This window comes from Paenibacillus sp. FSL R7-0297 (assembly GCF_038009025.1).
Lineage (GTDB): Bacteria > Bacillota > Bacilli > Paenibacillales > Paenibacillaceae > Paenibacillus_AQ.
In genome coordinates this window covers 6,252,272-6,275,786 of record NZ_JBBPAQ010000001.1, presented here as the reverse complement: position 1 = coordinate 6,275,786, position 23,515 = coordinate 6,252,272, and the positions used below count along the sequence as shown (strand labels likewise).

Here is a 23,515-nt window from a genome sequence, read left to right as displayed (position 1 = left end):
TCCGCATACATTAGGGAACGAGCGGGGCATTGTCCCGTGCGGAAAGGGGAATCACATCATGTCCTATCAATTGGCAGCAGACCTGCTGGAGCGCCGGGGAGTTTCGCTTGATTCTATCGCTGAGATCGTATATATTCTGCAATCCGCCTATTATCCCGATTTGACTGAGGAAGAGTGCCTCGTAAGCGTCAAGGCGGTGCTGGGCAAAAGAGAAGTACAGTACACGCTGATGACAGGAGTCGCGCTGGATGAGCTGGCGGAGAAGAAGCTGCTGCCGCAGCCGCTTCAGGCGGTACTGGAGGCGGATGAATCGCTCTACGGGGCGGACGAGACTCTGGCGCTCGGCATCACGGGGGTATACGGGATGATCGGGCTGACAGGTTTCGGTTATCTGGACAAAATAAAGCTTGGAATTATCGGCAAATTGAATGATGATAAGGGAAGCATTCATGTATTTCTTGATGATCTGGTAGCCGGGATTGCAGCCGCGGCATCGGCCAGAATTGCCCACCGCCATGAAGGGGCGAAGGTCTATTCTCCTGCCTCCGGAGAGGCATAATTGCAGCTCTTGCATTTGTTAGAAGCGGCCTCCCGGTCCAGCAGCCATCCTGCCGAGCCTGTTGCGGGAAAAAAGAAAACTGTGTTATCATGATTCCATTATATACAGGATACGGCTGGGATTTGAGATTAGGGAGGCCTTGCAGGGCATGTGGACGGTAATCTATATAGCGCCGACCGCCAAAGTGGCGGAGATGATTCAGAGGAAGCTTACGGAAGAAGGATTTCTGATAAAATGCCGTCCGATTAATATGTCCAAGCAGCAGTTTGAGATTCTGGTTCCTTCGGGAGAGCTTGAAGAAGTGCAGGAGGTCCTGAATCTGATTCTGCATCCTTGAGATTTACAACTTAGAGATACATGAGCGGTCATGACAGCGGCAAGCTGCTATCTACGCAAATAAACGGCTGAAGAGGTGCGACCCTTGTTCAAAGATTTATTTCAGAAAAAACGGAAGTACGCGATCATTCCTTCAGAGCGTCTGGAGCGAAGCGGCGGACCGGCGGAAGGCGAGCGCCCCAAACGTGAGATTCCAGAAGGACTCATGAACAAATGCAACAAATGTGGAACCATCCAGTACAGCAAGGAACTGGAGAAGAATTTGAAAATATGCCCATCCTGCGGCTATCATATGCGCCTGAACGCTTCGGAGCGGATTGCGATGACGCTGGACCCCGAAGGGTTCATTGAGTTTGACAGCGAAATGGCATCCGTTGATCCGCTGCAGTTCCCCGGCTATGCCTCTAAGCTGGAACAACAGCAGTCCAAAACTGGACAGGTTGAAGCTGTAATCACCGGCCAGGGCACTATTGGCGGCCATCCGGTTATTGTTGCGGTGATGAACTTTGAGTTCTTCTCCGGGAGCATGGGGTCCGTAGTCGGCGAGAAGATTACCAGAGCGGTTGAAGAAGCAACAGAGCGGAGACTTCCGATGCTGATCTTCTCCACTTCGGGCGGAGCGAGAATGCAGGAGAGCATCCTCAGTCTCATGCAGATGGCGAAGACAAGTAGCGCGCTGGCCCGGTTCAGTGAAGCCGGAGGCCTGTATATTTCCGTAATTACTGATCCGACCACAGGCGGGGTGTCGGCGAGTTTCGCCAGCCTGGGTGATATTATTATTGCCGAGCCCGGTGCGGTATTCGGTTTTGCCGGACGGATTGTGATTGAACAGACGATCCGCCAGAAACTGCCGGAAGATTTCCAGACAGCGGAATTCAATTTGCAGCACGGCCAGCTGGATATGGTTGTGCACCGCAAGGAAATGCGCTCCACGTTAACCAAGCTGCTGGAGCTGCATGATGTGAAAGGGGGATTTTAGGTTGGCAGGAGAGTTGCCTTTTGAAATGCCTCTGGTAGAAATGCGCAAGAAAATTGCTGAACTGAAGCAGTTTGGCGAAGAGAAGGGTATTGATTTCAAAGATGAGGTAGCCCGTCTTGAGGAGCGTTACCACATCCTTGAGAATGAAGTATATTCGGATATCTCCCCGGCCCAGAAGATGCATTTGGCCCGGCATCACGGCCGTCCGACCTCACTGGATCTGATCGGACTGATCTTCACCGATTTCATGGAGCTGCATGGCGACCGCCTGTATGGTGATGATCTTGCCGTAGTCGGCGGAATCGCCAAGCTGAACGGCCGTCCGGTCACCGTAATCGGACAGCAGCGCGGCAAGGATACGAAGGAGAACATTCTGCGTTTCTTCGGCAGCGCGCATCCGGAAGGCTTCCGCAAGTCGCTGCGTCTGATGAAGCAGGCAGAGAAATTCGGCCGTCCTATCGTAACGTTTGTGGATACCAAAGGGGCTTATCCCGGCAATACGGCAGAGGAACGCGGACAGTCCGAAGCGATCGCCCGCAATTTGTACGAGATGTCCCAGCTGGCCGTACCGGTCATCTGCGTCGTTATCGGCGAAGGCGGCAGCGGCGGTGCCTTGGCTTTGGCCGTGGGCAACCGGGTCCTGATGCTGGAGCATGCCATCTATTCAGCGATCTCCCCCAACGGGGCGGCGTCCATTCTGTGGAAGGATGCCACCAAAGCGGAGCAGGCAGCTGAAGCGATGAAGATTACGGCGTCTGACCTGCTGGAGATGGAAGTGATCGAGGAGATCATTCCAGAACCCAAAGGCGGGGCACACCGTGACTACGAGGCAACGGCAGCAGCAATCAAGGATGCGGTATGGCGTCATTTACAGGAGATATCCGTGATGGATTCGGCAGAACTCAAGGAAGACCGTTACCTTAAATTCCGCAAAATCGGCGAGTTCTCGGAGTCCCTCCAGGAACAGGATACGCTTGAAGAAGAAGTGCAGATTGTAGAGTAATTCACACTTATCATTTGCACTTTCTGACATATTCCAGTCTGTTCCTGTTCGTAAGCCGCTCGGAATACTTTAACCATTTATTCCCACCCTATTCATCCCGCAGACTTTGCGGGGTGATTTTTATTTTGACGGCATTCTTATAAAATTCGACTTTAATTTACAGCAAAAACAGGCACTAACATTGATTTTGTCTTCAACTTGCAGTAATATTCATAAGGGCGCAATAAAAGGTACATGTGACTACATGTGATAAAGTTCCTATACAGAGAGCAAGCCTTATAGTAGATTTTGTAGTTGGAAAAAGTGAGACAGAGAGAACGAAAAAACGGAGGAAAACCTAATGCGGAAAAGTAAAATTGTATGTACGATCGGACCTGCAAGTGAATCGTTGGAGAATATCAAAAAATTGATTTTGGCTGGTATGAATGTGGCCCGTCTGAACTTCTCCCACGGCGATTTTGAAGAGCACGGTGCCCGGATCAACACGATCCGTCAAGCTTCCAAAGAACTTGGCAAGACTGTTGCCATTCTGCTCGACACCAAAGGACCTGAGATTCGTACTGGCAAGCTGGAAGTAGAACCGATTGAACTGGTTCAGGACGAATACCTGACATTGACTACGGAAGAAATCCTGGGCGACCAGAACCGTATCTCCATCACGTATAACAACCTTCCTAACGATGTTCAAGTAGGATCGACTATCCTGATCGACGACGGCCTTATCGGTCTTACTGTTGTCGACATTCAAGGCACCGAAATCAAGACCCGTATTGTTAACGGCGGTACAATCAAGAGCAAGAAGGGCGTTAACGTACCAGGAGTATCTATCTCCCTGCCGGGTATTACGGAAAAAGACACCAATGATATCGTTTTTGGGATCGGACAGGACATCGATTTTATCGCCGCTTCCTTCGTTCGCAAAGCCAGCGACGTTCAGGAAATCCGTGCATTGCTTGAGAAGCACGACGCTTCCCACATCCAAATCATCTCCAAAATCGAGAACCAAGAAGGTGTCGATAACCTTGATGAAATTTTGGCAGCTTCCGACGGCCTCATGGTTGCCCGCGGCGACCTTGGCGTAGAAATTCCTGCTGAAGATGTGCCTCTGGCTCAGAAGCTGATGATTCAGAAATGTAACATCGCTGGCAAACCAGTTATCACTGCTACCCAGATGCTGGATTCCATGCAGCGCAACCCGCGTCCTACCCGCGCTGAAGCGAGTGACGTAGCGAACGCTATCTTCGACGGAACCGATGCAATCATGCTGTCTGGTGAAACTGCTGCCGGAAAATATCCGGTAGAATCCGTACTCACAATGTCCCGCATTGCTGAGAAGGCGGAATCTGCCCTGAACCACCGTGAAATCTTCATGAAGCAGCAAATTGCTCAGGAAACTACGGTAACTGAAGCGATCAGCCAATCTGTAGCGATTTCCGCTCTGGATCTGAATGCTAAAGCTATCATTTCTTCGACTGTAACTGGCCACACTGCACGCGTGGTTTCCAAATACCGTCCTAAATCACCAATCATTGCTGTAACTACCCAGGAAAGAACTATGCGTCAGCTGGCGCTGGTTTGGGGTATAACTCCTGTATTCGGTCCTGAAGCTACTTCAACTGATGAATTGCTGGAAACTGCAATTAACGGTGGTAAAGCTTCCGGTCTGGTTAAAGCCGGCGATCTGGTTGTAATCACTGCAGGTATCCCGCTGGGACGTTCCGGTTCCACTAACCTGGTGAAGGTAGATACGATTCCAGCCGACTAGGATTTGGAAGAGGTTCTGCAGCATTAACAGAATACACCTATTAGAGCAGTGGCCTTCTTAGCCGCTGCTCTTTTTATTTTCAGGAAGGCAAAGCCGTTTTCACTTGCGGGTTGATATAAACGATACAAATGTATATATTGAATTGAGAGTTTTGAGAAACCGGGCAATCAGGTTCTTGTAAATATAGGGTTTCTGGAGTAGACAGCAGGATGGCTTTTGCGGTAGATCCGCCGGACCGAGAAGGAATCGCCGCGGGGACCCGGCAGAGACGGCACGGCCAGTAGCGTTTTGTTCTGGACCATAATGCCGCCGTCTTGAGCCTTGAGCCTGGGACTGGATCCGTTAACCCGGCAGCAGGTGAATCTTACCAGCGATACCTTGGACAACGGTGCGATATTCTGTCCCAGCTGGGGAGCTTCCATGATCCATTCGGCAGAGGTTTGTGGCCCTTGATAGCGCTGGATCGTACGGAAAACCCAGTTTTTGCTGAGGTTGCGCAGAGTGATGCACCATTTTCCCGGACTGAGCTTGACGATGGAAGCGCGCATATGGTCTCCGGGAGATACAGGCAAGGGGATAACGGTCTCGGCAGCAGGAAGAATTTCCCACCAGGCATAGTACCGGACGGTTCCGTTTACCGATTCATGGCCGGTTCCGGTCTGGATCAGGCTGCTGTTTCGGAAGCCGTCGATGCCGATCCAGGCCGAAGAATACGTGGCTTTGACGGTAGGTTTTACATAAGGGACGATCCAGTCGGCCGATATCCGCCGGTAAGTGCCTTTTTTGCCCGAGATGGCATAACCGCTCCAGTTGCTGGATGTCCAGCCGAAGCCTGAGCTGACGGCTCTGCCTGTGTTGAGTTTATCTTTCAGACAGGGTTTACTGCTTATCAATCTATTGACTTGGCCCACTTGTCCACCGCCTCACAATATGTTCTGCTCTATTTAATGCAGTAAGAGGCTCTTAAGGTTGGGTATTCTGTTAAAAAGGAAGAGAGAGGACTTATAACTCCAATGGAAAAAATATCGAAGCTGCGCGGGTTTTATCTGTTTCTGGGACTCGCCGGGGGCTCCTTCGGCTCTTATCTGTCACTGCTGCTCAAATCGAACGGACTTAACGTCAGCCAGATCGGCATGCTGATGGCTACGGGCACACTGATCGCGATCTGTGTCCAGCCCCTATGGGGAGTGATCTCTGACAGATATAACCAGGCGCGGTTGGTGCTCCTTCTGAGTGTGGCGGTTCCGGCGCTGCTTGCGGTGCTGTACCGGTCGGAGTATTTCATTGTGCTGATGCTGGTGTACACGGTATCCACGATCTTCTCCTCCACACAGGCTCCTATTGCCGACTCTTACGCTATTGCAGCGGCGAACAGAGCCGGATCGACTTACGGCAGCATCCGGATGATGATGAGCATAGGAGCCGCTGTAGGAGCCATAGCCGGGGGGCAATATGTTTCTAAATTCTCGGTATCCACGATCTGGCTGCCGTTTCTGCTGCTGAATGCCGTTGCAGTGGCGATTGCCTTCACCCTGCCGAAGCAGGCGGAAGAGAATCACATGATGAGCCAGTCCTTTTCCCAGGGTGTCAAAAAGCTGCTGGGCAACCGAATATTCCTGGCCTTTCTCGGGGGAAGCTTCCTGGTGAACCAGACGATGACGGCGTTCGGTACTTATTTCGTCCTTGCCTTCCAATCGGTTGGTGGATCGACCAGCTATGCCGGGTTTGCCCTGTTTCTGGCTTCGATCACTAACGTACCTTCCATGTTCTTTGCCTCCAAGGTTATACGCAGGCTGGGTATGGAGCGGACGCTGCTGCTGGGTGCGCTGATCTATGTGCTGCGCTGGGGGATTCAGGTGGCCTTCCCGTATCCATCGGTCATGATTGGGGTACAGGTGCTGCACGGCCTATCCTTCGGCTTCTTTTATATTGCTGCAGTTGAATATGTATCGAAGATTACCTCTGCGGAGATGCAGGCGACGGGACAAAGCGTATTTAACATCGTATTCTCCGGATTTGCCGGTATTCTGGGCAATCTGCTGAACGGAATGCTGCTGAATCAGGGCGGGGTCGGCCTTATGAATCTGTCCTGTATGCTGAGTGCGGCGGCCGGCGCGGCTCTGCTGTTCTATGTCGCCCGGAGCTCACGCAGCAAGCTGCCGCTGAAGGCCTCTTCCGGCGGAGTCAGCGCTTAGCTGCCCGCGTGCCATTACAGAAAGGAGCATGAATATGAATTCACACAAACCGGGGTGGTCCAGTCGCTGGCATGAGACTTCATTTCGTGTGCGTTATCAGGAAACCGATCAGATGGGTGTGGTTTATCATGCCAATTATTTGACCTGGTTTGAGAGCGGGCGTACGGAGATGTTCCGCGGACTGGGCTTTGCCTACCGGACACTTGAGAGCCTGGGGTTGTTATTGCCTGTGACCTCTGCAGATTTGCAATTTAAAAGCCCGGCGCGATATGATGATCTTATTGCCGTATATGCACGGTTAACAACCTTCTCGGCCTTAAGGGTTGTCTATGAATATGAAATTCGCCGTGTGGCGGAAGCGCACGGAGAAGGCGGAGTGATCGGAGCGTCCGGAATCAATAAGGCGCGTCCGGGGGCCAGTGAACCTCTTCCCGGCGAACTGCTGGTCAGCGGCACGACGAGCCATGTCTGGCTGAACAAGGAATGGAAGCCTGTACGTATCGACAGGGCGCAGCCTGAGCTGTTCCGCGCTATCACTACGGCGCTTAAGGAAGAAGAAGGAGGAGCAGTATGATCAGGAACAAATGGCTGTGGGCTGCATTATTCGCCGTCCCGGCCGTGGAATTATTCGGTTTCATCTATGTCTCAAGTTTTCTTGGAGCGCCCAAGACCCTGCTGATCATGCTGGCCACTTCGGTCATCGGTCTGCTCATGATGCGGTTTGAAGGCAAAAAAGTGCTGCAGGACAGCAGAACCCATATGCAGGAAGGACGGGTGCCCGGACGGACCATGCTGGACGGCTTGTGTATCTTTTTTGGCGGTCTGCTGCTCATCCTGCCGGGATTCGTTATGGATCTGATCGGCTTTACACTGGTATTCCCGCTAACCCGGCCGCTATATCGGGTTTTTCTGCTGAAATGGATCGAGAAGAAGATGAAAAACGGTAACTTCACCTTCTACCGCAGGTAGAGCCGGCGGTGCCGCAAGGACATTGAGGTTTGTAAAAAGCGTTCGGCTGCGGGTTGATGCGGCTGAGCGCTTTTCTACTTGTAGCCGAAACAGATTTAGCGAAATGTTGCAGATTATGCAGTAGTATGCGGTGGGAAATGCGATGGACGAGGAACGGGCCCAATGTAAGCGAAAACAAACATGTCTTTCAAGGCACAACTCCAGCATGAAAATGAGCAGCGTGGCTAAAAAACAGAACATCGTCTTTTCATTTATTAACATATTTTAACGGAAAACCGAACACAATTGGACTGGGTGCACTGCGTAGGCCAAATGTAATCGAAAAACCGAACACAATTGGACTGGGTGCACCGCGTAGGCCAAATGTAATCGAAAAACCGAACACAATTGGACTGGGTGCACCGCGTAGGCCAAATGTAATCGAAAAACCGAACACAATTGGACTGGGTGCACTGCGTAGGCCAAATGTAATCGAAAAACCGAACACAATTGGACTGGGTGCACCGCGTAGGCCAAATGTAATCGAAAAACCGAACACAATTGGACTGGGTGCACCGCGTAGGCCAAATGTAATCGAAAAACCGAACACAATTGGACTGGGTGCACCGCGTAGGCCAAATGTAATCGAAAAACCGAACACAATTGGACTGGGTGCGCCGCGTAGGCCAAATGTAATCGAAAAACCGAACACAATTGGACTGGGTGCGCCGCGTAGGCCGTGCGTTTATCGCAGTGCCAGACGTATTTTCACAGAAAACCGAATAAAATGTGCGGCGGATAGCGCAAACGGGCTCGGTGTATGGTGACGGAGGTCCAGACCGTAGCCGGATATTTGCTCTACTGGCATTTAAGGAGCTTGTGAGGTGTTGGCGTATAAAGTTAATGCAGCCGGCCGCTGAGGATGTAGCTGCGCAGCGCGCGGAACACGCCGGCCCGGCTGAACGCGTCCAGAATGACGAGCAGCACCGGGCCGAGGATCAGGCCCAGCATACCGAACAGCTGAAGTCCGGCGAACATGCCGATCAGCATGGCGAGCGGGTCCAGTCCTATGCTGCTGGCCAGCACCTTCGGCTCAAGCACCTGCCGGGTGATCAGAATGATGCCATACAGCACCAGAAGGCCGACCGCCAGAGCCAGGTTCCCGGTCATGTAAGAATACAGCGCCCAGGGGAGGATCACGATGCCAACCCCGAGATAAGGCACCAGATCAACGATGCCGATGGTCAGGCCAATGGCGAAGGCAGAGTCTACGCCCAGCAGCAGCAGGCCGATGATTACGATCACCGCAGTTACGGAGATCAGCACGAGCTGGGCACGGAGGTAGCCGAACAACGCCTTGCGCAGGTCCTTCCAGATCTCCGAGACCGGCCGCAGCAGCGGAGCAGGGAGGAGAGAGAGCAGCTTGGCGTTATGCCGTTCCCAGCCGGTGCTGAGGAAGAAGGCGGCCAGTACGATCACGATCAGAATCGTGCCGAGGCTCGGGAGGGAGGAAATCAGCCCAAGAATCATGTTGAAGAATCCGGTGATCAGCTGTGTCATGGCGTGGCCTACAGTTTCCGTAGTTCTGCTGATGTTGCTGTCAATCGTGGCATGGTAACCCGGATTGTCGTGGTAAAACTGGTTGATCTGGTTAATAATATTCTGAATGCTGGCATTGCGGCTAACCTTCAGCAGCAGCTCGCGCCATTGGTCTGTATGGAGGTCAAACGTCTGGAGCAGCACAATGAGTTCCTTCACCAGCCGGGTGATCAGCGCGGTCAGTACAAGAGCCGTACCTCCAATATAAAAAAGCAGTGAGAGGGCCACTGCCAGCCAGCCCGGGAGCTTCAGGCCCCGCAGGATCAGCACCAGCGGATGTATAAGGTAAGCCAGCAGCCAAGCCAGCAGCAGGGGATAGAGGAGCGGAAGCAGTACATAAACAGCCAGCAGGATCACGGCGGCAGCAAGCACGACCCACAGGCCGCGCAGCACTCTTTTGAGCACAAGTGTATCGATATCCGGTCCCTCCTACTCTAACGGGTGTACAAGGAATAACTGCTCGTCTTATGTATATTCATAGAGCATGCGAAAAGACTAGCAGGGCCGGAAAAGAGTTGAATGGAGTAGCCTATTAACCTGAAAGCGCAATCATGAAACAGTTTTTTCGTTAGTTTTTTTCTATCTCTCCGATAAAATCATTTGATCCACTACAAAGCTCCCACGTTGTTCACATAACCGTCAAAATCCGGTATGATTATTACAGGTTAAACAGCAGAAATATAGTTGCAATCTTCAGCTCTTGTCCTGACGCCTTTTGCGGAGTATTAAAATACTTAGAAATGTAAATGTTTTCATGAGGTTTGAACCAGCATTATATACCCTTGTTGGAAAAGGAGAGAGATACTATGACAGCTACTAAAGGACTTGAAGGCATCGTTGCAACGACCTCATCGATTAGCTCCATTGTGGATGGAGTGCTCACTTACCGCGGTTATGATATTGATGATCTGGCGGATAATGCGACCTTTGAGGAGACTGCTTATTTGCTGTGGTTCGGCAATCTGCCGACAGTACCGGAGCTTGAATCGCTGCGCCGCGACCTGAGTGCTTCAGCCCAGATTCCGGATCAGGTGCTTGCCCAGATGAAGCTGTATCCGAAGGAAGCGAACACAATGGCGGCATTGCGCTCTGCCGTATCCGCCCTGGCACTGTACGACGAGGCTGCGGATGATATGAGCCGTGAAGCGAATCAGATCAAAGCTGTGAAGCTTCAGGCACAGATTCCGACTGTGGTTGCCGCATTGGCGCGCATCCGTAAGGGACTTGAGCCGGTAGCGCCCAAAGAAGGCCTGACCATCGCCGAGAACTTCCTCTACATGCTGTGGGGAGAACAGCCGGATATCATATCCGTCAAAGCGCTGGATACTGCCCTCGTGCTGCATGCAGACCATGAGCTGAATGCTTCTACTTTTGCCGGGCGGGTAACTGTCGCTACACTTTCAGATATCTATTCCGGAGTTACTTCGGCTATAGGTGCGCTTAAGGGACCGCTGCATGGCGGTGCGAATGAAGCCGTGATGAAGATGCTGGAGGAAATCGGCACGCTTGATGCCGTTGAGCCGTATATCCAAGGCAAGCTGGAACGCCGAGAGAAGATTATGGGCTTCGGACACCGGGTATACAAGAACGGCGATCCGCGGGCCAAACATCTGATGAAGATGTCCTATGAGCTGGGCACGATGAAGAATGACACTACACTCTATGACATGTCGGTCAAGGTTGAAGAGCTGATTACCGGACAAAAAGGGCTCAAACCGAATGTCGACTTCTATTCGGCATCCGTCTATACACAGCTGGGGATTGAGCGGGAGCTATTCACTCCGATCTTCGCGATCAGCCGGACCTCGGGCTGGACTGCGCATATTCTGGAGCAGTATGAAGACAACCGGATTATCCGGCCGCGCGCCGAATATACCGGCATGTCCGACATGAAATACGTCCCTGTAGACGAACGATAACAAAGCGGCCCCTTGCGGGCCGCTCCACCCCTTTAGTACAATGAACTATAATATATGCAGCAAATGCTTATTGATTATTGCTTGTACATCATACTTTTAGGAGGAATTCCCACTAATGTTGAAACTGGAAAAGTACGATCTGCCCACAGAAGGCGAACAAATTACAATCGAAGACGGCAAGCTGCTGGTTCCGGATCAGCCGATCATCCCTTTTATCGAGGGTGACGGTACAGGCCGTGACATTTGGAAAGCCTCCAAGCGTGTGCTGGATGCGGCCGTAGAGAAAGCTTACGGCGGCGCGAAGCAGATTGCCTGGTACGAAGTTTTTGCCGGCGAGAAAGCCTTCAATACATATGGTGAATGGCTGCCGAATGACACTCTGGAAGCAATCCGCGAGTATATTGTAGCCATCAAAGGCCCGCTGACAACTCCGATCGGAGGCGGTATCCGCTCTCTGAATGTGGCGCTGCGCCAGGAGCTGGACCTGTATGTATGTCTGCGTCCAGTACGTTATTTTGACGGTGTTCCTTCACCGGTGAAGCATCCGGAGCTGGTGGATATGGTTATTTTCCGTGAGAATACTGAAGATATCTATGCCGGAATTGAATACCAGGAAGGTTCCGCTGAAGTGAAGAAGGTTATCGAGTTCCTGCAGAAGGAAATGGGCGTGAACAAGATCCGCTTCCCGGAAACCTCCGGTATCGGCATTAAACCTGTCTCCGAGGAAGGCTCGAAACGCCTGGTACGTTCTGCGGTTGAGTATGCCATCAAGCACGGACGCAAGAGTGTGACGCTGGTTCACAAAGGCAATATCATGAAATTCACCGAAGGCGCATTTAAGAACTGGGGCTACGAAGTGGCTGAACAGGAGTTCGGCGACAAGGTCTTCACCTGGAACCAATATGATGTCATCAAGGAACGTGAGGGTGAAGCTGCGGCGAATGCTGCCCAGAAGGAAGCTGAAGCAGCCGGCAAAGTTATTGTCAAGGACGCTATCGCCGACATTGCTCTGCAGCAGGTATTGACCCGCCCGACCGATTTCGATGTCATTGCGACGCTGAACCTGAACGGGGATTACCTCTCCGACGCACTGGCTGCGCAAATCGGCGGCATCGGTATCGCTCCGGGAGCGAACATTAACTATCTTACGGGACATGCTATTTTTGAAGCTACTCATGGTACCGCACCTAAGTATGCGGATAAGGATGTTGTGAATCCGGGTTCGGTTATTCTCTCCGGCGTTATGCTGCTTGAGCATCTGGGCTGGCAGGAAGCAGCTGACCTGATCTACAAGGGAATGAGCACCGCCATTAACAACAAGACGGTTACTTATGACTTTGCCCGCCAAATGGAAGGCGCTACAGAGCTGAAATGTTCCGCCTTTGCTGACGAGATTATCAGCAATCTGTAAGCAGACTAACCGGTATTTAACAAGTATAAGCTGCACACACGTGCAGCTTATACTTATGCTTGTGCATCCGCCTGCCCATTCAACATCATTGGTTCATGCTCCGGGGCAGTCTTGCGAAGTGAAATGAACGAAGTGTATGCTATCCAACCTTTAGGAGGTCTTCCTGTGGCCATCAAACGTTATAAAATCACTGTCGTAGGTGCCGGCTTCACCGGCGCGACTACGGCGCTTATGCTTGCCCAGAAGGAGCTTGGCAATGTAGTGCTGCTCGATATTCCTCAGCTCGAGAATCCGACCAGGGGTAAAGCGCTCGATATGCTGGAAGCCGGGCCTGTGCAGAAATTCGATGCCCAGATCACCGGAACTTCAAGCTATGAAGATGCAGCCGATTCCGATATCGTCATTATTACGGCAGGGATTGCACGTAAGCCCGGCATGAGCCGTGATGACCTGGTCAACACCAATGCGGGTATCGTGAAGTCGGTCTGCGAGAACGTGAAACGGGTGGCCCCCGAGTCTATCGTGATCATTCTGAGCAATCCGGTCGATGCGATGACTTATGTAGCTTACAATGCGCTCGGCTTTCCGAAGAATCGCGTAATCGGACAATCCGGCGTACTCGATACCGCGCGTTACTGTACATTCATCGCCCAGGAGCTTAATGTTTCGGTTGAAGATGTACGCGGTTTCGTGCTGGGCGGCCATGGGGATGATATGGTTCCGCTTGTGCGTTATTCCAGTGTTGGCGGTATTCCGATCGACACGCTGATCCCAGCGGAACGCATCGCTGAGATTGTGCAGCGTACCCGTGTCGGCGGCGGTGAAATTGTCAGCCTGCTGGGTAACGGCAGCGCTTATTATGCGCCTGCAGCGTCACTGGTTCAGATGACGGAAGCAATCCTCAAGGACAAGAAACGGATTATTCCGGTAATCGCCCTGCTGGAAGGTGAATACGGATACGATAATTTGTTCATGGGTATCCCGGCACTCCTGGGTGCAGATGGCATCGAGAAGATCTTCGAGCTGGAGCTTACGGCAGAAGAGAAGGCGGCTCTGGATAAATCAGCCGATTCTGTACGTGCGGTCACATCAGCAGTAACTGTGTAACTAACGTTAGCCGGCAGCTGCTGAAGCCCCCTTTTGCAAGCTGAATCGGGACTTTGCTTCTGCTTAATCCTATAATGTAAACGGAGGAGATTGGTATGGACCGTATTTTCTATTTCCTGCATATGATCGGCACACTGGCGCTTGGCTTCTATCTGGTATTGCCGTTTATTCTGAGCGGGACGGCGAAGCTGTCTTCCCCTGCAAAGGAAGGCACCTTGAGTGCCATCGGCGGATTCAACCGCTTTGCCCAGTATGGACTAGTTATCCAGCTGTTGACCGGAGGCTATATGATGTCCAAGGGTGACTATTCTGTCGCCTGGATGATCGTTGTAGTTGTGCTGCTCCTAGCGATGTTTGCGCTTGGCGGCATCATGAGTAGACCTCTGCGCCTGGCTGCGGCCGGAATGCGGGAGAACCGTGATGTCTCTGCCGAAACCGCCAAGATCCGGACCATGAGCCTGCTGCTGATGGTCGTTCTGGTTATCATGATCTTTTTCATGGTGTACCGGCGCCTTATTTAAACCTGGCTCTGATTTATTAGGAAGGACCGGGAGTATCAGAGGCTCTGGCAGCTTAGGCTGTCAGGGCTTTTTGTTGTGTATGACACTGAATCAGATCCGTCTGAAGGACGATATGTTCTTGTCTCAGGACCCCCGCTGAATTCCCCGGAAGATGGGCCAAAGGAGGGACAATGTATGTGAAAAATCGAACACAAGGTGCCTCCGTGGAGGTAACCGGGCCAAGTGTAGCTGACGGATGCGTAGAAGGCCCTGCTGGAGGTAACGGCGGCGAACAAGATTATTGCATTGAAGGCAGCGGCGGATCAGCTATAGACAGGACTGCAGAGAACCATACTGGGCATATAAAATAAAAAAGGCCATTTTCCTCGTGGAAAGCGGCCTGTAATCAAACGAGATACCTCTATTTCGATACGATCCTGCCGTCCATCATCACAAATCTGACTTTCCGGAGACTGGCTATATCCTTAAGCGGGTCGCCCTCAATCACAAACAGATCCGCCTTCTTGCCAGGTTCAATTGTTCCAATCTCATGTGCCAGATTGCAGATCTTCGCACCGGTTGAAGTGGCGGCTGTGATAATCTGCATCGGGGTGAGACCGGCTTCGCCTAACAAACGGATTTCCTCCCAGGGCATTCCAAGCCTGTACCACGGGCTTATTTCTTCAATAAAATCATCCCCGAGGCCAATCTCTCCGCCAGCCTGGATGAATCTACGGACATTATCTTGTCCTTGTTCTAACAGCGGAGCGCCGAATTTGTCCTGAAACATCTTCGCTACAGTGAGCGTGGGAACGATCCGGATATTGGAGGCTACCATTTGCCGGATCAGGTCATCGTCCAGCCGGTCGTAAATCATATGCGCAGCATCGTTAATTCCCGCATTTACCAGTATCTGAAGGTTATGCGAGCTGGTTACATGAGCAGACACATAAGCACCCATGCTCCGGGCTTCCCGGCAGATACTCTCCAGAAGCTCCTGATTCAGCTGCGGCAGTCCGATTGTCCCGGGATCATAACCGTCTTCCAGCGCTGTTTTGATACAATGTATCCCTTGTTCTAATACCTCGCGGACCTTCAATCTGGCTTCATCCGCACTTCCAACTCCGATAGGGGCCTGCCCGCCATACCCGCCGGGAGCCGTGAAGACTTTGCCGGTTGTGATTATTCGGGGAAAAGATCTGCGGTCCAGCGCTTTTGTATGTACCATCACGTCATCAAGCGTTGCTGCAGTTGTCATCCCCTCGTCACGGATCGTGGTTATTCCTTCTGAGAGGCAGGCAGCTAAATATTCCTTGTGGTACCCGTGAAGCGGCTCGTTATTAATGAATTTGAAGCCGGTGTGTGCATGGGTATGAATAAATCCCGGCAGGACGACAAGCCCCTCAAGATCTATCACCGTGACTGGGTTATGCTCCAGCCTGCTGCTCCCTTGCCCGGCAACCGTACCGAACCGGCCATTAACAATTTCAATGCTCGCGTTGTACAGCGGCGGACGCCCGGTTCCGTCGATTAACGTCGCGTTAGTCAATCGTATAATTTCATTTTCATTTCCCATGGCAGAACTGACCCTCCCGTGAAGACTGAAGACTTCCAAGAGAAAGTATAGGATATAAAAATGTCCGGATATATATAATATTCTCATAGAAACCGTTCATTACTTACCGTATCAACCCTTCCAGCTCAAAAATGCCGTGTTCCTGAAAGTCAGTGATAATCTGGGGCGTCAGCAGGGTGAGTAATTCACTTAAAGTGCACCAGCGGTAATCGGTATGCTCTTCCGAGAGCTGGATTTCGTCACGGGCTGCACGGCATAAATAGGTGATAATCACTACCTGTCTTGCAGGGTCCGTGAGCAGGGTTACCGCGTAAAGGATACGTTCTGTCGTAAACGAAAGTCCGGTTTCCTCAAGAATTTCTCTTTCCAGTGCAGCCTCCAGGCTTTCACCGAATTCGATTTTGCCTCCGGCACATTCCCAGCTTCCGGCACCTGCAGAATCGGCGGCAGCCCGCTTGACGAGGAGGATTCTGCCCTGGTACAGGATGACACCTTTGTCGGCAACGATGATGGTTTTTGATTTTTTGGACATGAGGATAACTCTCCTTCTGCAGGCTCTATAATGCACCGGGGAACGCGTTGGACTGAAGATTTTCTGTTTGGCCGGCTGCCCTATGTGGTAAGTAAAATAACGTAAAGCGTTTTTTGCTAGGTAAGTATGATGCATAAACACCAGACTTTTAGCCATCCTAACATGATTAGTAAAACAGTATAACGGTACAGCGAAAGGAGAATGGATTATGCCAGACACCAGCAAACAACCCGTCAAAACCCTGCCTCCACAGGTACAGGACCAGCAGCCCGGAATTGAAAGCGAGATGAACCCGCTTCCGGAGTTTGAAACCTCGGCTTACAAGGCAGCAGGCAAGCTGCTGGGCAAGGCCGCGCTCATTACCGGAGGGGACAGCGGAATCGGTCGTGCCGTCGCCGTTCATTTTGCCAAAGAAGGGGCGGATGTAGTGATATCCTATCTGAATGAGCATGAAGATGCGGAAGAAACCAAACGCCAGGTGGAGCAGGAGGGGCGGAAGTGTATTCTGATCTCCGGTGATATCGGAGTTGAGGCCTTCTGTCAGGATCTGATTAATAAAACCATTGAGGGACTCGGCAAGCTGGACATCCTGATTAACAATGCGGCAGAGCAGCATCCGCAGGATAAGATTGAGGACATTACCGCCGAGCAGCTGGAGCGGACGTTCCGGACGAATATATTCTCCATGTTCTATCTGACCAAGGCAGCGATGCCCCATCTGAAAAAAGGCTCCACGATCATCAACACCACATCGATTACGGCGTACCGTGGCAGCCCGCAGCTGCTGGACTATTCGTCCACCAAAGGAGCGATTCTCAGCTTCACCCGCTCCCTGTCGATGAATCTGGCGGACAAAGGTATCCGCGTGAACGCGGTAGCACCGGGACCGATCTGGACGCCGCTGATTCCGTCTACGTTTGACGCGAAGAAGGTTAGTGAATTCGGCGGCACCCAGCCGATGAAGCGTCCGGGACAGCCGGAAGAGCTGGCGCCGGCCTATGTATATCTGGCTTCTGACGATTCCTCTTATGTGAGCGGTCAGGTCATGCATGTGAACGGTGGCGAGATCGTTAACGGCTGACCATGGGCACTGCTTTGTAAGCCGGATAAGTTTATACAGGTTTAAGGCATCAAAGGTTCAAACAGATGAAAAGTCAGCCGGAAGGCTGGCTTTTTTGCCGCTTAAACCTGCTGGATTTAATAACTGAATCTATTAAAGAATAGCTCTTACAGGAATAATATGCTAATATACAAACTGCAAGAACAATAGAATATGAACGATCACTAGGGGTGCCGCAAGGCTGAGACGAACATATCTGTTCGGACCCTTTGAACCTGATCTGGTTTATACCAGCGTAGGGAAGTGGAGAATGAATAATGCAGCGGGGGTAACGGCTTACCCGGTATTCCTGCTTATATTCCGGACTGCTTCCTGATACAGGGGGCGGTCTTTTTGTATTTTCCGGAATGCCGTATAGAGGGGGAGGTGAAGGTGTTGAAAGAAATCCATTTGATCTCGGACGGGAGGCTGAATCCGGAGCAGTATGCCAAACTGGCTGCTGCTGTACATCCCATGGTGGATTATATCCATCTCCGGGAAAAAGCTCTGTCCGCACAGGAGCTTCTGGCTGCCGCAGAGCGGTTGCTGCAAGCGGGGGTTCCGCCCTCTAAGCTGGTCATTAATGACCGGATAGATGTGGCTTTGGCAGCAGGGGCAGCCGGCGTCCAATTGGCCTGGCACAGTCTGCCGCCTGCCGGGGCGCGCGGCATTGCCCCGGGCCTGCGGCTGGGCAGGTCGGTGCATTCCCAGGAGGAAGCGGCACGCGCTGGACGGCAGGGAGCGGACTTCTGTCTGTATGGACATGTATTCCCCACGGCCTGCAAGCCCGGACAGCGGGAACGGGGCCTGGCGCAGTTGGAAGTGGCCGTCCGCTGCAGCAGTATACCGTTGATTGCCATCGGAGGCATCACACCGGGCAATACCAGGTCAGTTCTGTCAAAGGGTGCTGCCGGAATAGCCGTAATGTCCGGGATATGCGGAGCGACGGACCCTGCTGGCGCCGCTGAGGCCTACAGATCATCCGTTCAGGCCGCAGCGTGTGCTGAAGTCCTGAATGAAGCCCCCGCACCGGGCAAAGGAGGTGAACAGGAATGAATTTGACTGTTAACGGACGCAGCGGAAGGTATGAAGAGAGCTGCCGGACTCTGGCTGATCTTCTGGCCCGCCCGGAGTGGACCGGGAAGCTGGTTATTGTGGAGCTGAATGGTGAGATTGTCGGCAGGGATGCTTATGGAGATACCTTTCTGGATGAGGGGGACCATGTTGAACTGGTTCATTTTGTCGGCGGAGGCTAGGCGGGCCTTGCACGCGCAGCAGACGGAACAATGCAGATACGTAATTTAGCTTAAGGCAGTGACTTATCACAGGAGGCGATATGATGCAAGATCCATTGGTAATTGGAGGAGTTACTATAACGAGCAGACTGTTCATCGGGACCGGAAAATACAGCCGCAACACCCTTATTCCCGAAGTGATTGCCCGCTCGGGATCACAGGTTATTACGGTTGCCCTGCGCCGGGTAGATCCGGAGAGCAAGGAGAATATCATCAGCCATATTCCTTCCCACATGACCCTGCTGCCCAATACCTCTGGTGCACGCACCGCAGAGGAAGCGGTACGCATTGCCAGGCTGGCAAGGTCAGCGGGGCTGGGAGACTGGGTGAAGATTGAGGTTATCAATGATCAGAAATATCTGCTGCCTGATAATACCGAGACGATCAGAGCCACGGAAATCTTAGCTGCTGAGGGTTTCGTTGTTCTGCCCTACATGAGTCCTGATCTGTCAGCCGCACTCCGGCTGAAGGCGGCCGGAGCTGCAGCCGTCATGCCGCTGGGAGCGCCAATCGGCTCTAACCGCGGGCTGCAGACCAAGGAGCTGATCCGGATTCTGATATCAGAAACGGGTCTGCCCATCATCGTGGATGCTGGTATTGGCAGACCCTCCGAAGCTGCTGAGGCGATGGAAATGGGCGCAGCCGCTGTGCTGCTGAACACGGCAATTGCCACCGCCCGGGACCCGCAGCTGATGGCGGAGGCATTCCGCGAAGCGGTGTCGGCGGGGCGGAAGGCCTATCTGGCCGGGCTGGGTCCGGTGGAAGAGACAGCCGCAGCTTCTTCGCCGCTGACCGGATTTCTGGCCTGACTGATGCTGTTTAAGAAGAGGGAGGAAGGACATGAGCTTTTATGATAGGCTGAACCGGATGGACAAGCATTCCTATGAGGGGGTATGGAAGCAGTATACTGCGCTCGATGTGAAGCGGGCACTTCGTCTGGAGCAGTTGGACGAGGACGGGCTGATGGCATTGCTGTCACCGGCAGCAGAGCCTTACCTGGAAGAGATGGCGCAGAAGGCGCATAGACTGACACGTGCTCAATTCGGTCATGTGATGCAGCTGTTTACACCGATGTATGTGGCTGATTTCTGCGTCAACCATTGTACCTACTGCAGCTTTAGCTCTATCTATGATTTTCCGCGCAAAAAACTGACACTGGAGGAGGTCCGGCGGGAAGCGGAAACGATCGCAGCCACAGGGCTGCGCCACATTCTGATTCTGACCGGAGAATCCCGGAATCAAAGTCCGGCCAATTACGTGAAAGACTGCGTGGAGGTGCTCCGCGGCTATTTCTCTTCAGTCAGCATTGAAGTGAATCCGCTCACTACCAAAGAATACGCTGACCTCAGACAGGCAGGAGTAGACGGTCTGACGCTGTATCAGGAGGTCTATCATCAGGAAACCTACCGCAAGCTGCATGTGAAGGGCCCCAAGCGGGTGTACCGCAACCGTCTGGATGCGCCCGAGCGCGGCTGCCTGGCCGGATTCCGCTCGGTAAATATCGGAGCCCTGCTGGGAATGTACGAATGGCGTCAGGAGGCTCTCGCGACTGCACTGCACGCCAGGTATTTGCAGGACAAGTATCCGGAGTGCGAAATCGGTTTGTCCATTCCCCGTTTTCGGCCGTACCTGGGGGAATTTAATCCAGAGAGTGATGTAACCGACCGTGCACTGGTGCAGATTATACTGGCCTACCGCCTGTTTCTGCCGCGTTCCGGTATTTCACTGTCCACGCGGGAGCCGGCAGCCCTGCGCGATCATCTGGTCCATCTCGGCATCACCAAGATGTCTGCAGGGGTATCCACCGAAGTAGGCGGACATTCCCTGGAAGGCGGGACTCCGCAGTTTGAAATCTCGGACAACCGCAGCGTGCATGAGATTAAGGAGATGCTAGAGACAAAAGGGCTGCAGCCGGTGTTCAAGGACTGGGACATCCTGGATGAGCCTTTAGCCATGCCTTAACTGGATGCAAATAACCCGCCTCACGGCGGGTTATTTGCATTGTTGGGCGAAGCGGTCCGTACGATGCTGCATTCTTCAAGCGGCCGCACGGTCTCCGGCTAGTCGGCTGGCTTCTCCGGGCGCATTCTTGAAGACAGCTCGTCCAGCGACAGCTCAAACCCCGGAGCCATATGAGTTAGGAAATACTCCAACTCCGGCAGGGCAAGCCCGTGCAGCTTCGCGCCTGTCTGCTCCCGGGCGGCCGCGAATTCGCGGTTGCCTGCGGCGGTTTCCCAGACGCATTTCAGATATGCGTCGAGCACATCCGCCGCCTTGACGTAGCGCAGCAGTCCGGCATCCTCAGAGCCGGGCGGGCTGTCCTGCGGCTGCAGGAGCGGCGCATAGACTGCGCTCAGCTCCGGCGGGATCATCGCCGCGAGGCGTTCAGCGGCGACCCGCTCCATCTCGCGGAAGCTGGACAGCAGCCGCGGGTTGTTATGCTTCACCGGCGTGGCGATGTCGCCGGTGAATACCTCGGTGGCGTCGTGGAACAACGCCATTGTGGATGCGCGGTCGGCGTTCAGCGACCGGCCGAAGTGGACATTGCCGATGGTGCACAGCATGTGCGCCAGCAGGGCCACCTGGAACGAATGCTGCGCCACGTTCTCCGGGGCGGTGCTGCGCATGAGGCTCCAGCGCTGGATATATTGCAGCCGGTAGAGATAGGCAGAGAAATGGTAGTTCAATTTTTAAGTAACCCCTTTCATGAGCGGCTTAATATGATATGATAATAACTAATTGTAACAGAGTTAGGGCAGCTTGAAACAGATGGAGAGGAGACTGAATGAAGATGCAGCATTTTGAAGACAGCATTTATAATCTGATCGTAGAGACCTCCACGAATTTGCCGGGTGATGTACGCCGGGCGGTTGCTAAAGGGCGTGCGCTGGAAGACCGGGCGACCCGTTCCGGACTGGCACTGACCACGATTGCCCAGAATATCGGCATGGCCGAGCTCCAGGTATCGCCGATTTGCCAGGATACAGGGATGCCGACTTTTATAATTCATACGCCGGTTGGCGTGAATCAGATAGAGATGAAGAAGGATATTCATAGCGCGATAATCCGGGCGACGAAGAACGGCAAGCTGCGGCCCAATTCCGTAGATTCCCTTACAGGCGAGAACAGCGGGGACAATCTGGGTCCAGGCACGCCGGTGATTCATTTCGAGCAGTGGGAAGAGGAAGGCATTGATGTAAGGCTCATTCTGAAGGGCGGCGGCTGCGAGAATAAGAATATTCAGTACAGTCTCCCGGCAGAGCTGGAGGGTCTGGGCAAAGCCGGACGAGATCTAGACGGCATTCGCAAATGTATTCTTCATTCGGTCTATCAGGCGCAGGGCCAGGGCTGCAGTGCAGGTTTCATTGGCGTAGGCATCGGCGGTGACCGTACAACGGGTTATGAGCTGGCGAAGAAGCAGCTGTTCCGCAAGGTCGAGGATGTGAATCCCACCCAAGATCTGGGCAAGCTGGAAGATTACATCATGGAGAATGCCAACAAGCTCGGGATCGGCACGATGGGCTTCGGCGGTGAAGTTACGCTGTTAGGCTGCAAAATCGGAGTTATGAACCGTCTGCCGGCGAGCTTCTTTGTCTCGGTAGCTTATAATTGCTGGGCCTTCCGCCGTCAGGGGATACTGGTGAATCCGGCAACCGGGGACATTAAGGAATGGCTCTATGAGAGCGGCACAGGTATTTCTGTTGATGGGGAAGAGGCTTTAGTGCAAGTAGCTGAACCGGTAGCGGTCTCTGCTGCTGATGGTGTTTCGCAGGGCATGATTCCAGAGGATGCAACGATTCCTGCGGCTCCGGCTATCTTGTCAGGAACTGGGGAAGCTGCTTCTGATGCTGTTGTCCCCGGTAACGGCAAGGAAATCGAACCTGCTGCCGCAGGCTCTGCCGCATCGGGTGGTTCGCGCGAAATCCGCCTGACCACACCGATCAGCGAGGAGGATATCCGCAGCCTGCGCGTTGGTGATGTAGTTATTCTCTCCGGCGAGATGCACACCGGCCGCGATGCCCTGCACAAATATCTGATGGATCACGACGCCCCCGTGGACTTGAACGGTGCGGTCATCTATCACTGTGGCCCGGTCATGCTGAAGGATGAGGAGGGCTGGCATGTGAAGGCTGCAGGTCCGACCACCAGCATCCGCGAGGAGCCTTATCAAGGCGATATCATTAAGAAATTCGGCATCCGTGCCGTAATCGGCAAAGGCGGGATGGGCCCGAAAACGTTGAAGGCATTAGGCGAACACGGCGGCGTCTATCTCAACGCCATTGGCGGTGCGGCCCAGTACTATGCAGAATGCATTAAGAAGGTTAACGCGGTTGATTTCATGGAGTTCGGAATTCCGGAGGCCATGTGGCATCTGCAGGTGGACGGATTCGCTGCAATCGTCACCATGGATGCGCATGGCAACAGCCTGCATGCCGATGTGGAGAAGGATTCCGCGGCCAAGCTGGCCCAGTTCCGGGAGCCGGTATTTAAATAAACAGCTTAGCAATCTCCCTGTGACAGTGATTTGTTGGATGATATGAATCAAATAGTATATTTATTCAGTGATAGTGAGACCTCTTTCGTTTGGTTGAAAGAGGTCTTTTTGCGGTGCTGTCTATGAAAAAAATCGAAACCGGTACCTGTTCCGGAGGATCATGCTGCTCGCTGATGCTAAACGGGGAATTTTTTGCG

General features: G+C 52.9%; 25 protein-coding genes and 1 riboswitch. Of the genes, 19 read left to right on the top strand and 6 right to left on the bottom strand.

The genetic code is table 11. The features are described 5' to 3' along the window. Window positions 1–58: 58 nt before the first annotated feature. The 5 genes from MKZ24_RS27465 (at window position 59) to pyk (ending at window position 4,642) form a co-directional block, all read left to right on the top strand. Entirely contained in the window at window positions 59–559 is a 501-nt protein-coding gene (locus MKZ24_RS27465; RefSeq protein ID WP_039307658.1) for a phosphatidylglycerophosphatase A family protein, read from the top strand. Window positions 560–707: 148 nt separating this feature from the next. Next, the gene (locus MKZ24_RS27460) at window positions 708–896 is read left to right on the top strand and encodes a hypothetical protein (protein ID WP_036700684.1); all 189 of its coding nucleotides are present in this window, start codon (window positions 708–710) and stop codon (window positions 894–896) included. A gap of 84 nt (window positions 897–980) precedes the next feature. Next, window positions 981–1,874, top strand: coding sequence for an acetyl-CoA carboxylase, carboxyltransferase subunit beta (gene accD, locus MKZ24_RS27455; RefSeq protein ID WP_039307665.1), 894 nt, complete (start codon window positions 981–983; stop codon window positions 1,872–1,874). A gap of 1 nt (window position 1,875) precedes the next feature. Further along, a complete protein-coding gene (locus MKZ24_RS27450; RefSeq protein WP_042234636.1) occupies window positions 1,876–2,877 on the top strand; it encodes an acetyl-CoA carboxylase carboxyltransferase subunit alpha in 1,002 nt (333 codons plus the stop codon). A 340-nt stretch (window positions 2,878–3,217) separates the two neighbouring features. Further along, on the top strand, window positions 3,218–4,642 hold the full coding sequence (pyk, locus tag MKZ24_RS27445) for a pyruvate kinase (RefSeq protein ID WP_042234638.1): 1,425 nt from the start codon (window positions 3,218–3,220) through the stop codon (window positions 4,640–4,642). A gap of 167 nt (window positions 4,643–4,809) precedes the next feature. Here pyk and MKZ24_RS27440 read toward each other — a convergent pair whose 3' ends face one another. Then, the gene (locus MKZ24_RS27440; protein ID WP_231637818.1) at window positions 4,810–5,553 is read right to left on the bottom strand and encodes a G1 family glutamic endopeptidase; all 744 of its coding nucleotides are present in this window, start codon (window positions 5,551–5,553) and stop codon (window positions 4,810–4,812) included. Window positions 5,554–5,655: 102 nt separating this feature from the next. On the opposite strand from MKZ24_RS27440, the gene MKZ24_RS27435 reads away from it, so the two are divergent. Genes MKZ24_RS27435 through MKZ24_RS27425 form a run of 3 tightly spaced genes read left to right on the top strand, consistent with a single transcriptional unit; the run spans window position 5,656 to window position 7,806 of the window. Next, the gene (locus tag MKZ24_RS27435) at window positions 5,656–6,837 is read left to right on the top strand and encodes an MFS transporter (RefSeq protein WP_340788700.1); all 1,182 of its coding nucleotides are present in this window, start codon (window positions 5,656–5,658) and stop codon (window positions 6,835–6,837) included. Window positions 6,838–6,871: 34 nt separating this feature from the next. Continuing rightward, complete coding sequence (locus MKZ24_RS27430; protein WP_042234639.1) at window positions 6,872–7,411, top strand: acyl-CoA thioesterase; 540 nt, start codon at window positions 6,872–6,874, stop codon at window positions 7,409–7,411. Beyond that, complete coding sequence (locus MKZ24_RS27425) at window positions 7,408–7,806, top strand: FxsA family protein (RefSeq protein WP_042234641.1); 399 nt, start codon at window positions 7,408–7,410, stop codon at window positions 7,804–7,806. Before MKZ24_RS27430 ends, MKZ24_RS27425 begins: the two co-directional genes overlap by 4 nt. Window positions 7,807–8,053: 247 nt before the next feature. Here MKZ24_RS27425 and MKZ24_RS27420 read toward each other — a convergent pair whose 3' ends face one another. Both MKZ24_RS27420 and ytvI read right to left on the bottom strand, forming a co-directional pair. After that, window positions 8,054–8,497 carry a hypothetical protein gene (locus tag MKZ24_RS27420; RefSeq protein WP_340788692.1) on the bottom strand — a complete coding sequence of 148 codons (444 nt, stop codon included), beginning with the start codon at window positions 8,495–8,497 and terminating at the stop codon, window positions 8,054–8,056. A gap of 188 nt (window positions 8,498–8,685) precedes the next feature. Beyond that, window positions 8,686–9,801, bottom strand: coding sequence for a sporulation integral membrane protein YtvI (gene ytvI, locus MKZ24_RS27415; RefSeq protein ID WP_042234643.1), 1,116 nt, complete (start codon window positions 9,799–9,801; stop codon window positions 8,686–8,688). 389 nt (window positions 9,802–10,190) lie between these two features. Between ytvI and MKZ24_RS27410 the strand changes: the two genes are divergently transcribed. The 5 genes from MKZ24_RS27410 (at window position 10,191) to MKZ24_RS27390 (ending at window position 14,692) form a co-directional block, all read left to right on the top strand. Next, a complete protein-coding gene (locus MKZ24_RS27410; protein ID WP_042234646.1) occupies window positions 10,191–11,303 on the top strand; it encodes a citrate/2-methylcitrate synthase in 1,113 nt (370 codons plus the stop codon). Between the two features lie 115 nt (window positions 11,304–11,418). Next, window positions 11,419–12,714 carry an NADP-dependent isocitrate dehydrogenase gene (gene icd / locus MKZ24_RS27405; RefSeq protein WP_042234648.1) on the top strand — a complete coding sequence of 432 codons (1,296 nt, stop codon included), beginning with the start codon at window positions 11,419–11,421 and terminating at the stop codon, window positions 12,712–12,714. A 165-nt stretch (window positions 12,715–12,879) separates the two neighbouring features. Continuing rightward, the gene (mdh, locus tag MKZ24_RS27400; protein WP_042234650.1) at window positions 12,880–13,821 is read left to right on the top strand and encodes a malate dehydrogenase; all 942 of its coding nucleotides are present in this window, start codon (window positions 12,880–12,882) and stop codon (window positions 13,819–13,821) included. Between the two features lie 95 nt (window positions 13,822–13,916). Continuing rightward, window positions 13,917–14,342, top strand: a complete 426-nt coding sequence (locus MKZ24_RS27395; protein WP_042234652.1) for a hypothetical protein — start codon at window positions 13,917–13,919, stop codon at window positions 14,340–14,342. 176 nt (window positions 14,343–14,518) lie between these two features. Beyond that, window positions 14,519–14,692, top strand: coding sequence for a hypothetical protein (locus tag MKZ24_RS27390; RefSeq protein WP_156123062.1), 174 nt, complete (start codon window positions 14,519–14,521; stop codon window positions 14,690–14,692). 50 nt (window positions 14,693–14,742) lie between these two features. Here the strand turns inward: MKZ24_RS27390 and MKZ24_RS27385 are convergent, their stop codons facing one another. Together MKZ24_RS27385 and MKZ24_RS27380 are read right to left on the bottom strand one after the other, a co-directional pair. Then, window positions 14,743–15,897, bottom strand: a complete 1,155-nt coding sequence (locus tag MKZ24_RS27385) for an amidohydrolase family protein (RefSeq protein ID WP_042234657.1) — start codon at window positions 15,895–15,897, stop codon at window positions 14,743–14,745. Between the two features lie 103 nt (window positions 15,898–16,000). Beyond that, on the bottom strand, window positions 16,001–16,429 hold the full coding sequence (locus tag MKZ24_RS27380; RefSeq protein WP_042234659.1) for an NUDIX hydrolase: 429 nt from the start codon (window positions 16,427–16,429) through the stop codon (window positions 16,001–16,003). A 208-nt stretch (window positions 16,430–16,637) separates the two neighbouring features. Between MKZ24_RS27380 and MKZ24_RS27375 the strand changes: the two genes are divergently transcribed. The 5 genes from MKZ24_RS27375 to thiH all read left to right on the top strand — a co-directional run bounded on the left by MKZ24_RS27375 (window position 16,638) and on the right by thiH (window position 20,785). After that, window positions 16,638–17,510 (top strand): SDR family oxidoreductase, encoded by an 873-nt coding sequence (locus MKZ24_RS27375; RefSeq protein ID WP_042234663.1) that lies wholly within the window; start codon window positions 16,638–16,640, stop codon window positions 17,508–17,510. A gap of 195 nt (window positions 17,511–17,705) precedes the next feature. Next, window positions 17,706–17,808, top strand: a riboswitch (TPP riboswitch). 113 nt (window positions 17,809–17,921) lie between these two features. After that, window positions 17,922–18,584, top strand: coding sequence for a thiamine phosphate synthase (locus tag MKZ24_RS27370; RefSeq protein ID WP_340788680.1), 663 nt, complete (start codon window positions 17,922–17,924; stop codon window positions 18,582–18,584). Beyond that, window positions 18,581–18,784 carry a sulfur carrier protein ThiS gene (gene thiS / locus MKZ24_RS27365; protein ID WP_042234665.1) on the top strand — a complete coding sequence of 68 codons (204 nt, stop codon included), beginning with the start codon at window positions 18,581–18,583 and terminating at the stop codon, window positions 18,782–18,784. Before MKZ24_RS27370 ends, thiS begins: the two co-directional genes overlap by 4 nt. Window positions 18,785–18,867: 83 nt before the next feature. Next, window positions 18,868–19,632, top strand: a complete 765-nt coding sequence (locus MKZ24_RS27360) for a thiazole synthase (protein WP_042234667.1) — start codon at window positions 18,868–18,870, stop codon at window positions 19,630–19,632. 31 nt (window positions 19,633–19,663) lie between these two features. Beyond that, on the top strand, window positions 19,664–20,785 hold the full coding sequence (thiH, locus tag MKZ24_RS27355) for a 2-iminoacetate synthase ThiH (RefSeq protein WP_042234670.1): 1,122 nt from the start codon (window positions 19,664–19,666) through the stop codon (window positions 20,783–20,785). A gap of 98 nt (window positions 20,786–20,883) precedes the next feature. Here thiH and yfbR read toward each other — a convergent pair whose 3' ends face one another. Next, a complete protein-coding gene (gene yfbR / locus MKZ24_RS27350) occupies window positions 20,884–21,510 on the bottom strand; it encodes a 5'-deoxynucleotidase (protein ID WP_081956451.1) in 627 nt (208 codons plus the stop codon). 104 nt (window positions 21,511–21,614) lie between these two features. Between yfbR and MKZ24_RS27345 the strand changes: the two genes are divergently transcribed. Beyond that, entirely contained in the window at window positions 21,615–23,318 is a 1,704-nt protein-coding gene (locus tag MKZ24_RS27345) for a fumarate hydratase (RefSeq protein WP_042242075.1), read from the top strand. The last annotated feature ends 197 nt before the right edge of the window (window positions 23,319–23,515 follow it).

Bases quoted from the DNA above. Each gene is read 5' to 3' on its own strand.
- MKZ24_RS27465 (WP_039307658.1), top strand. From the start codon at position 59: ATGTCCTATCAATTGGCAGCAGACCTGCTGGAGCGCCGGGGAGTTTCG.
- MKZ24_RS27460 (WP_036700684.1), top strand. From the start codon at position 708: ATGTGGACGGTAATCTATATAGCGCCGACCGCCAAAGTGGCGGAGATG.
- pyk (WP_042234638.1), top strand. From the start codon at position 3,218: ATGCGGAAAAGTAAAATTGTATGTACGATCGGACCTGCAAGTGAATCG.
- MKZ24_RS27435 (WP_340788700.1), top strand. From the start codon at position 5,656: ATGGAAAAAATATCGAAGCTGCGCGGGTTTTATCTGTTTCTGGGACTC.
- MKZ24_RS27430 (WP_042234639.1), top strand. From the start codon at position 6,872: ATGAATTCACACAAACCGGGGTGGTCCAGTCGCTGGCATGAGACTTCA.
- MKZ24_RS27425 (WP_042234641.1), top strand. From the start codon at position 7,408: ATGATCAGGAACAAATGGCTGTGGGCTGCATTATTCGCCGTCCCGGCC.
- MKZ24_RS27410 (WP_042234646.1), top strand. From the start codon at position 10,191: ATGACAGCTACTAAAGGACTTGAAGGCATCGTTGCAACGACCTCATCG.
- icd (WP_042234648.1), top strand. From the start codon at position 11,419: ATGTTGAAACTGGAAAAGTACGATCTGCCCACAGAAGGCGAACAAATT.
- MKZ24_RS27395 (WP_042234652.1), top strand. From the start codon at position 13,917: ATGGACCGTATTTTCTATTTCCTGCATATGATCGGCACACTGGCGCTT.
- MKZ24_RS27385 (WP_042234657.1), bottom strand. From the start codon at position 15,897: ATGGGAAATGAAAATGAAATTATACGATTGACTAACGCGACGTTAATC.
- MKZ24_RS27380 (WP_042234659.1), bottom strand. From the start codon at position 16,429: ATGTCCAAAAAATCAAAAACCATCATCGTTGCCGACAAAGGTGTCATC.
- MKZ24_RS27375 (WP_042234663.1), top strand. From the start codon at position 16,638: ATGCCAGACACCAGCAAACAACCCGTCAAAACCCTGCCTCCACAGGTA.
- thiS (WP_042234665.1), top strand. From the start codon at position 18,581: ATGAATTTGACTGTTAACGGACGCAGCGGAAGGTATGAAGAGAGCTGC.
- MKZ24_RS27360 (WP_042234667.1), top strand. From the start codon at position 18,868: ATGCAAGATCCATTGGTAATTGGAGGAGTTACTATAACGAGCAGACTG.
- thiH (WP_042234670.1), top strand. From the start codon at position 19,664: ATGAGCTTTTATGATAGGCTGAACCGGATGGACAAGCATTCCTATGAG.
- MKZ24_RS27345 (WP_042242075.1), top strand. From the start codon at position 21,615: ATGCAGCATTTTGAAGACAGCATTTATAATCTGATCGTAGAGACCTCC.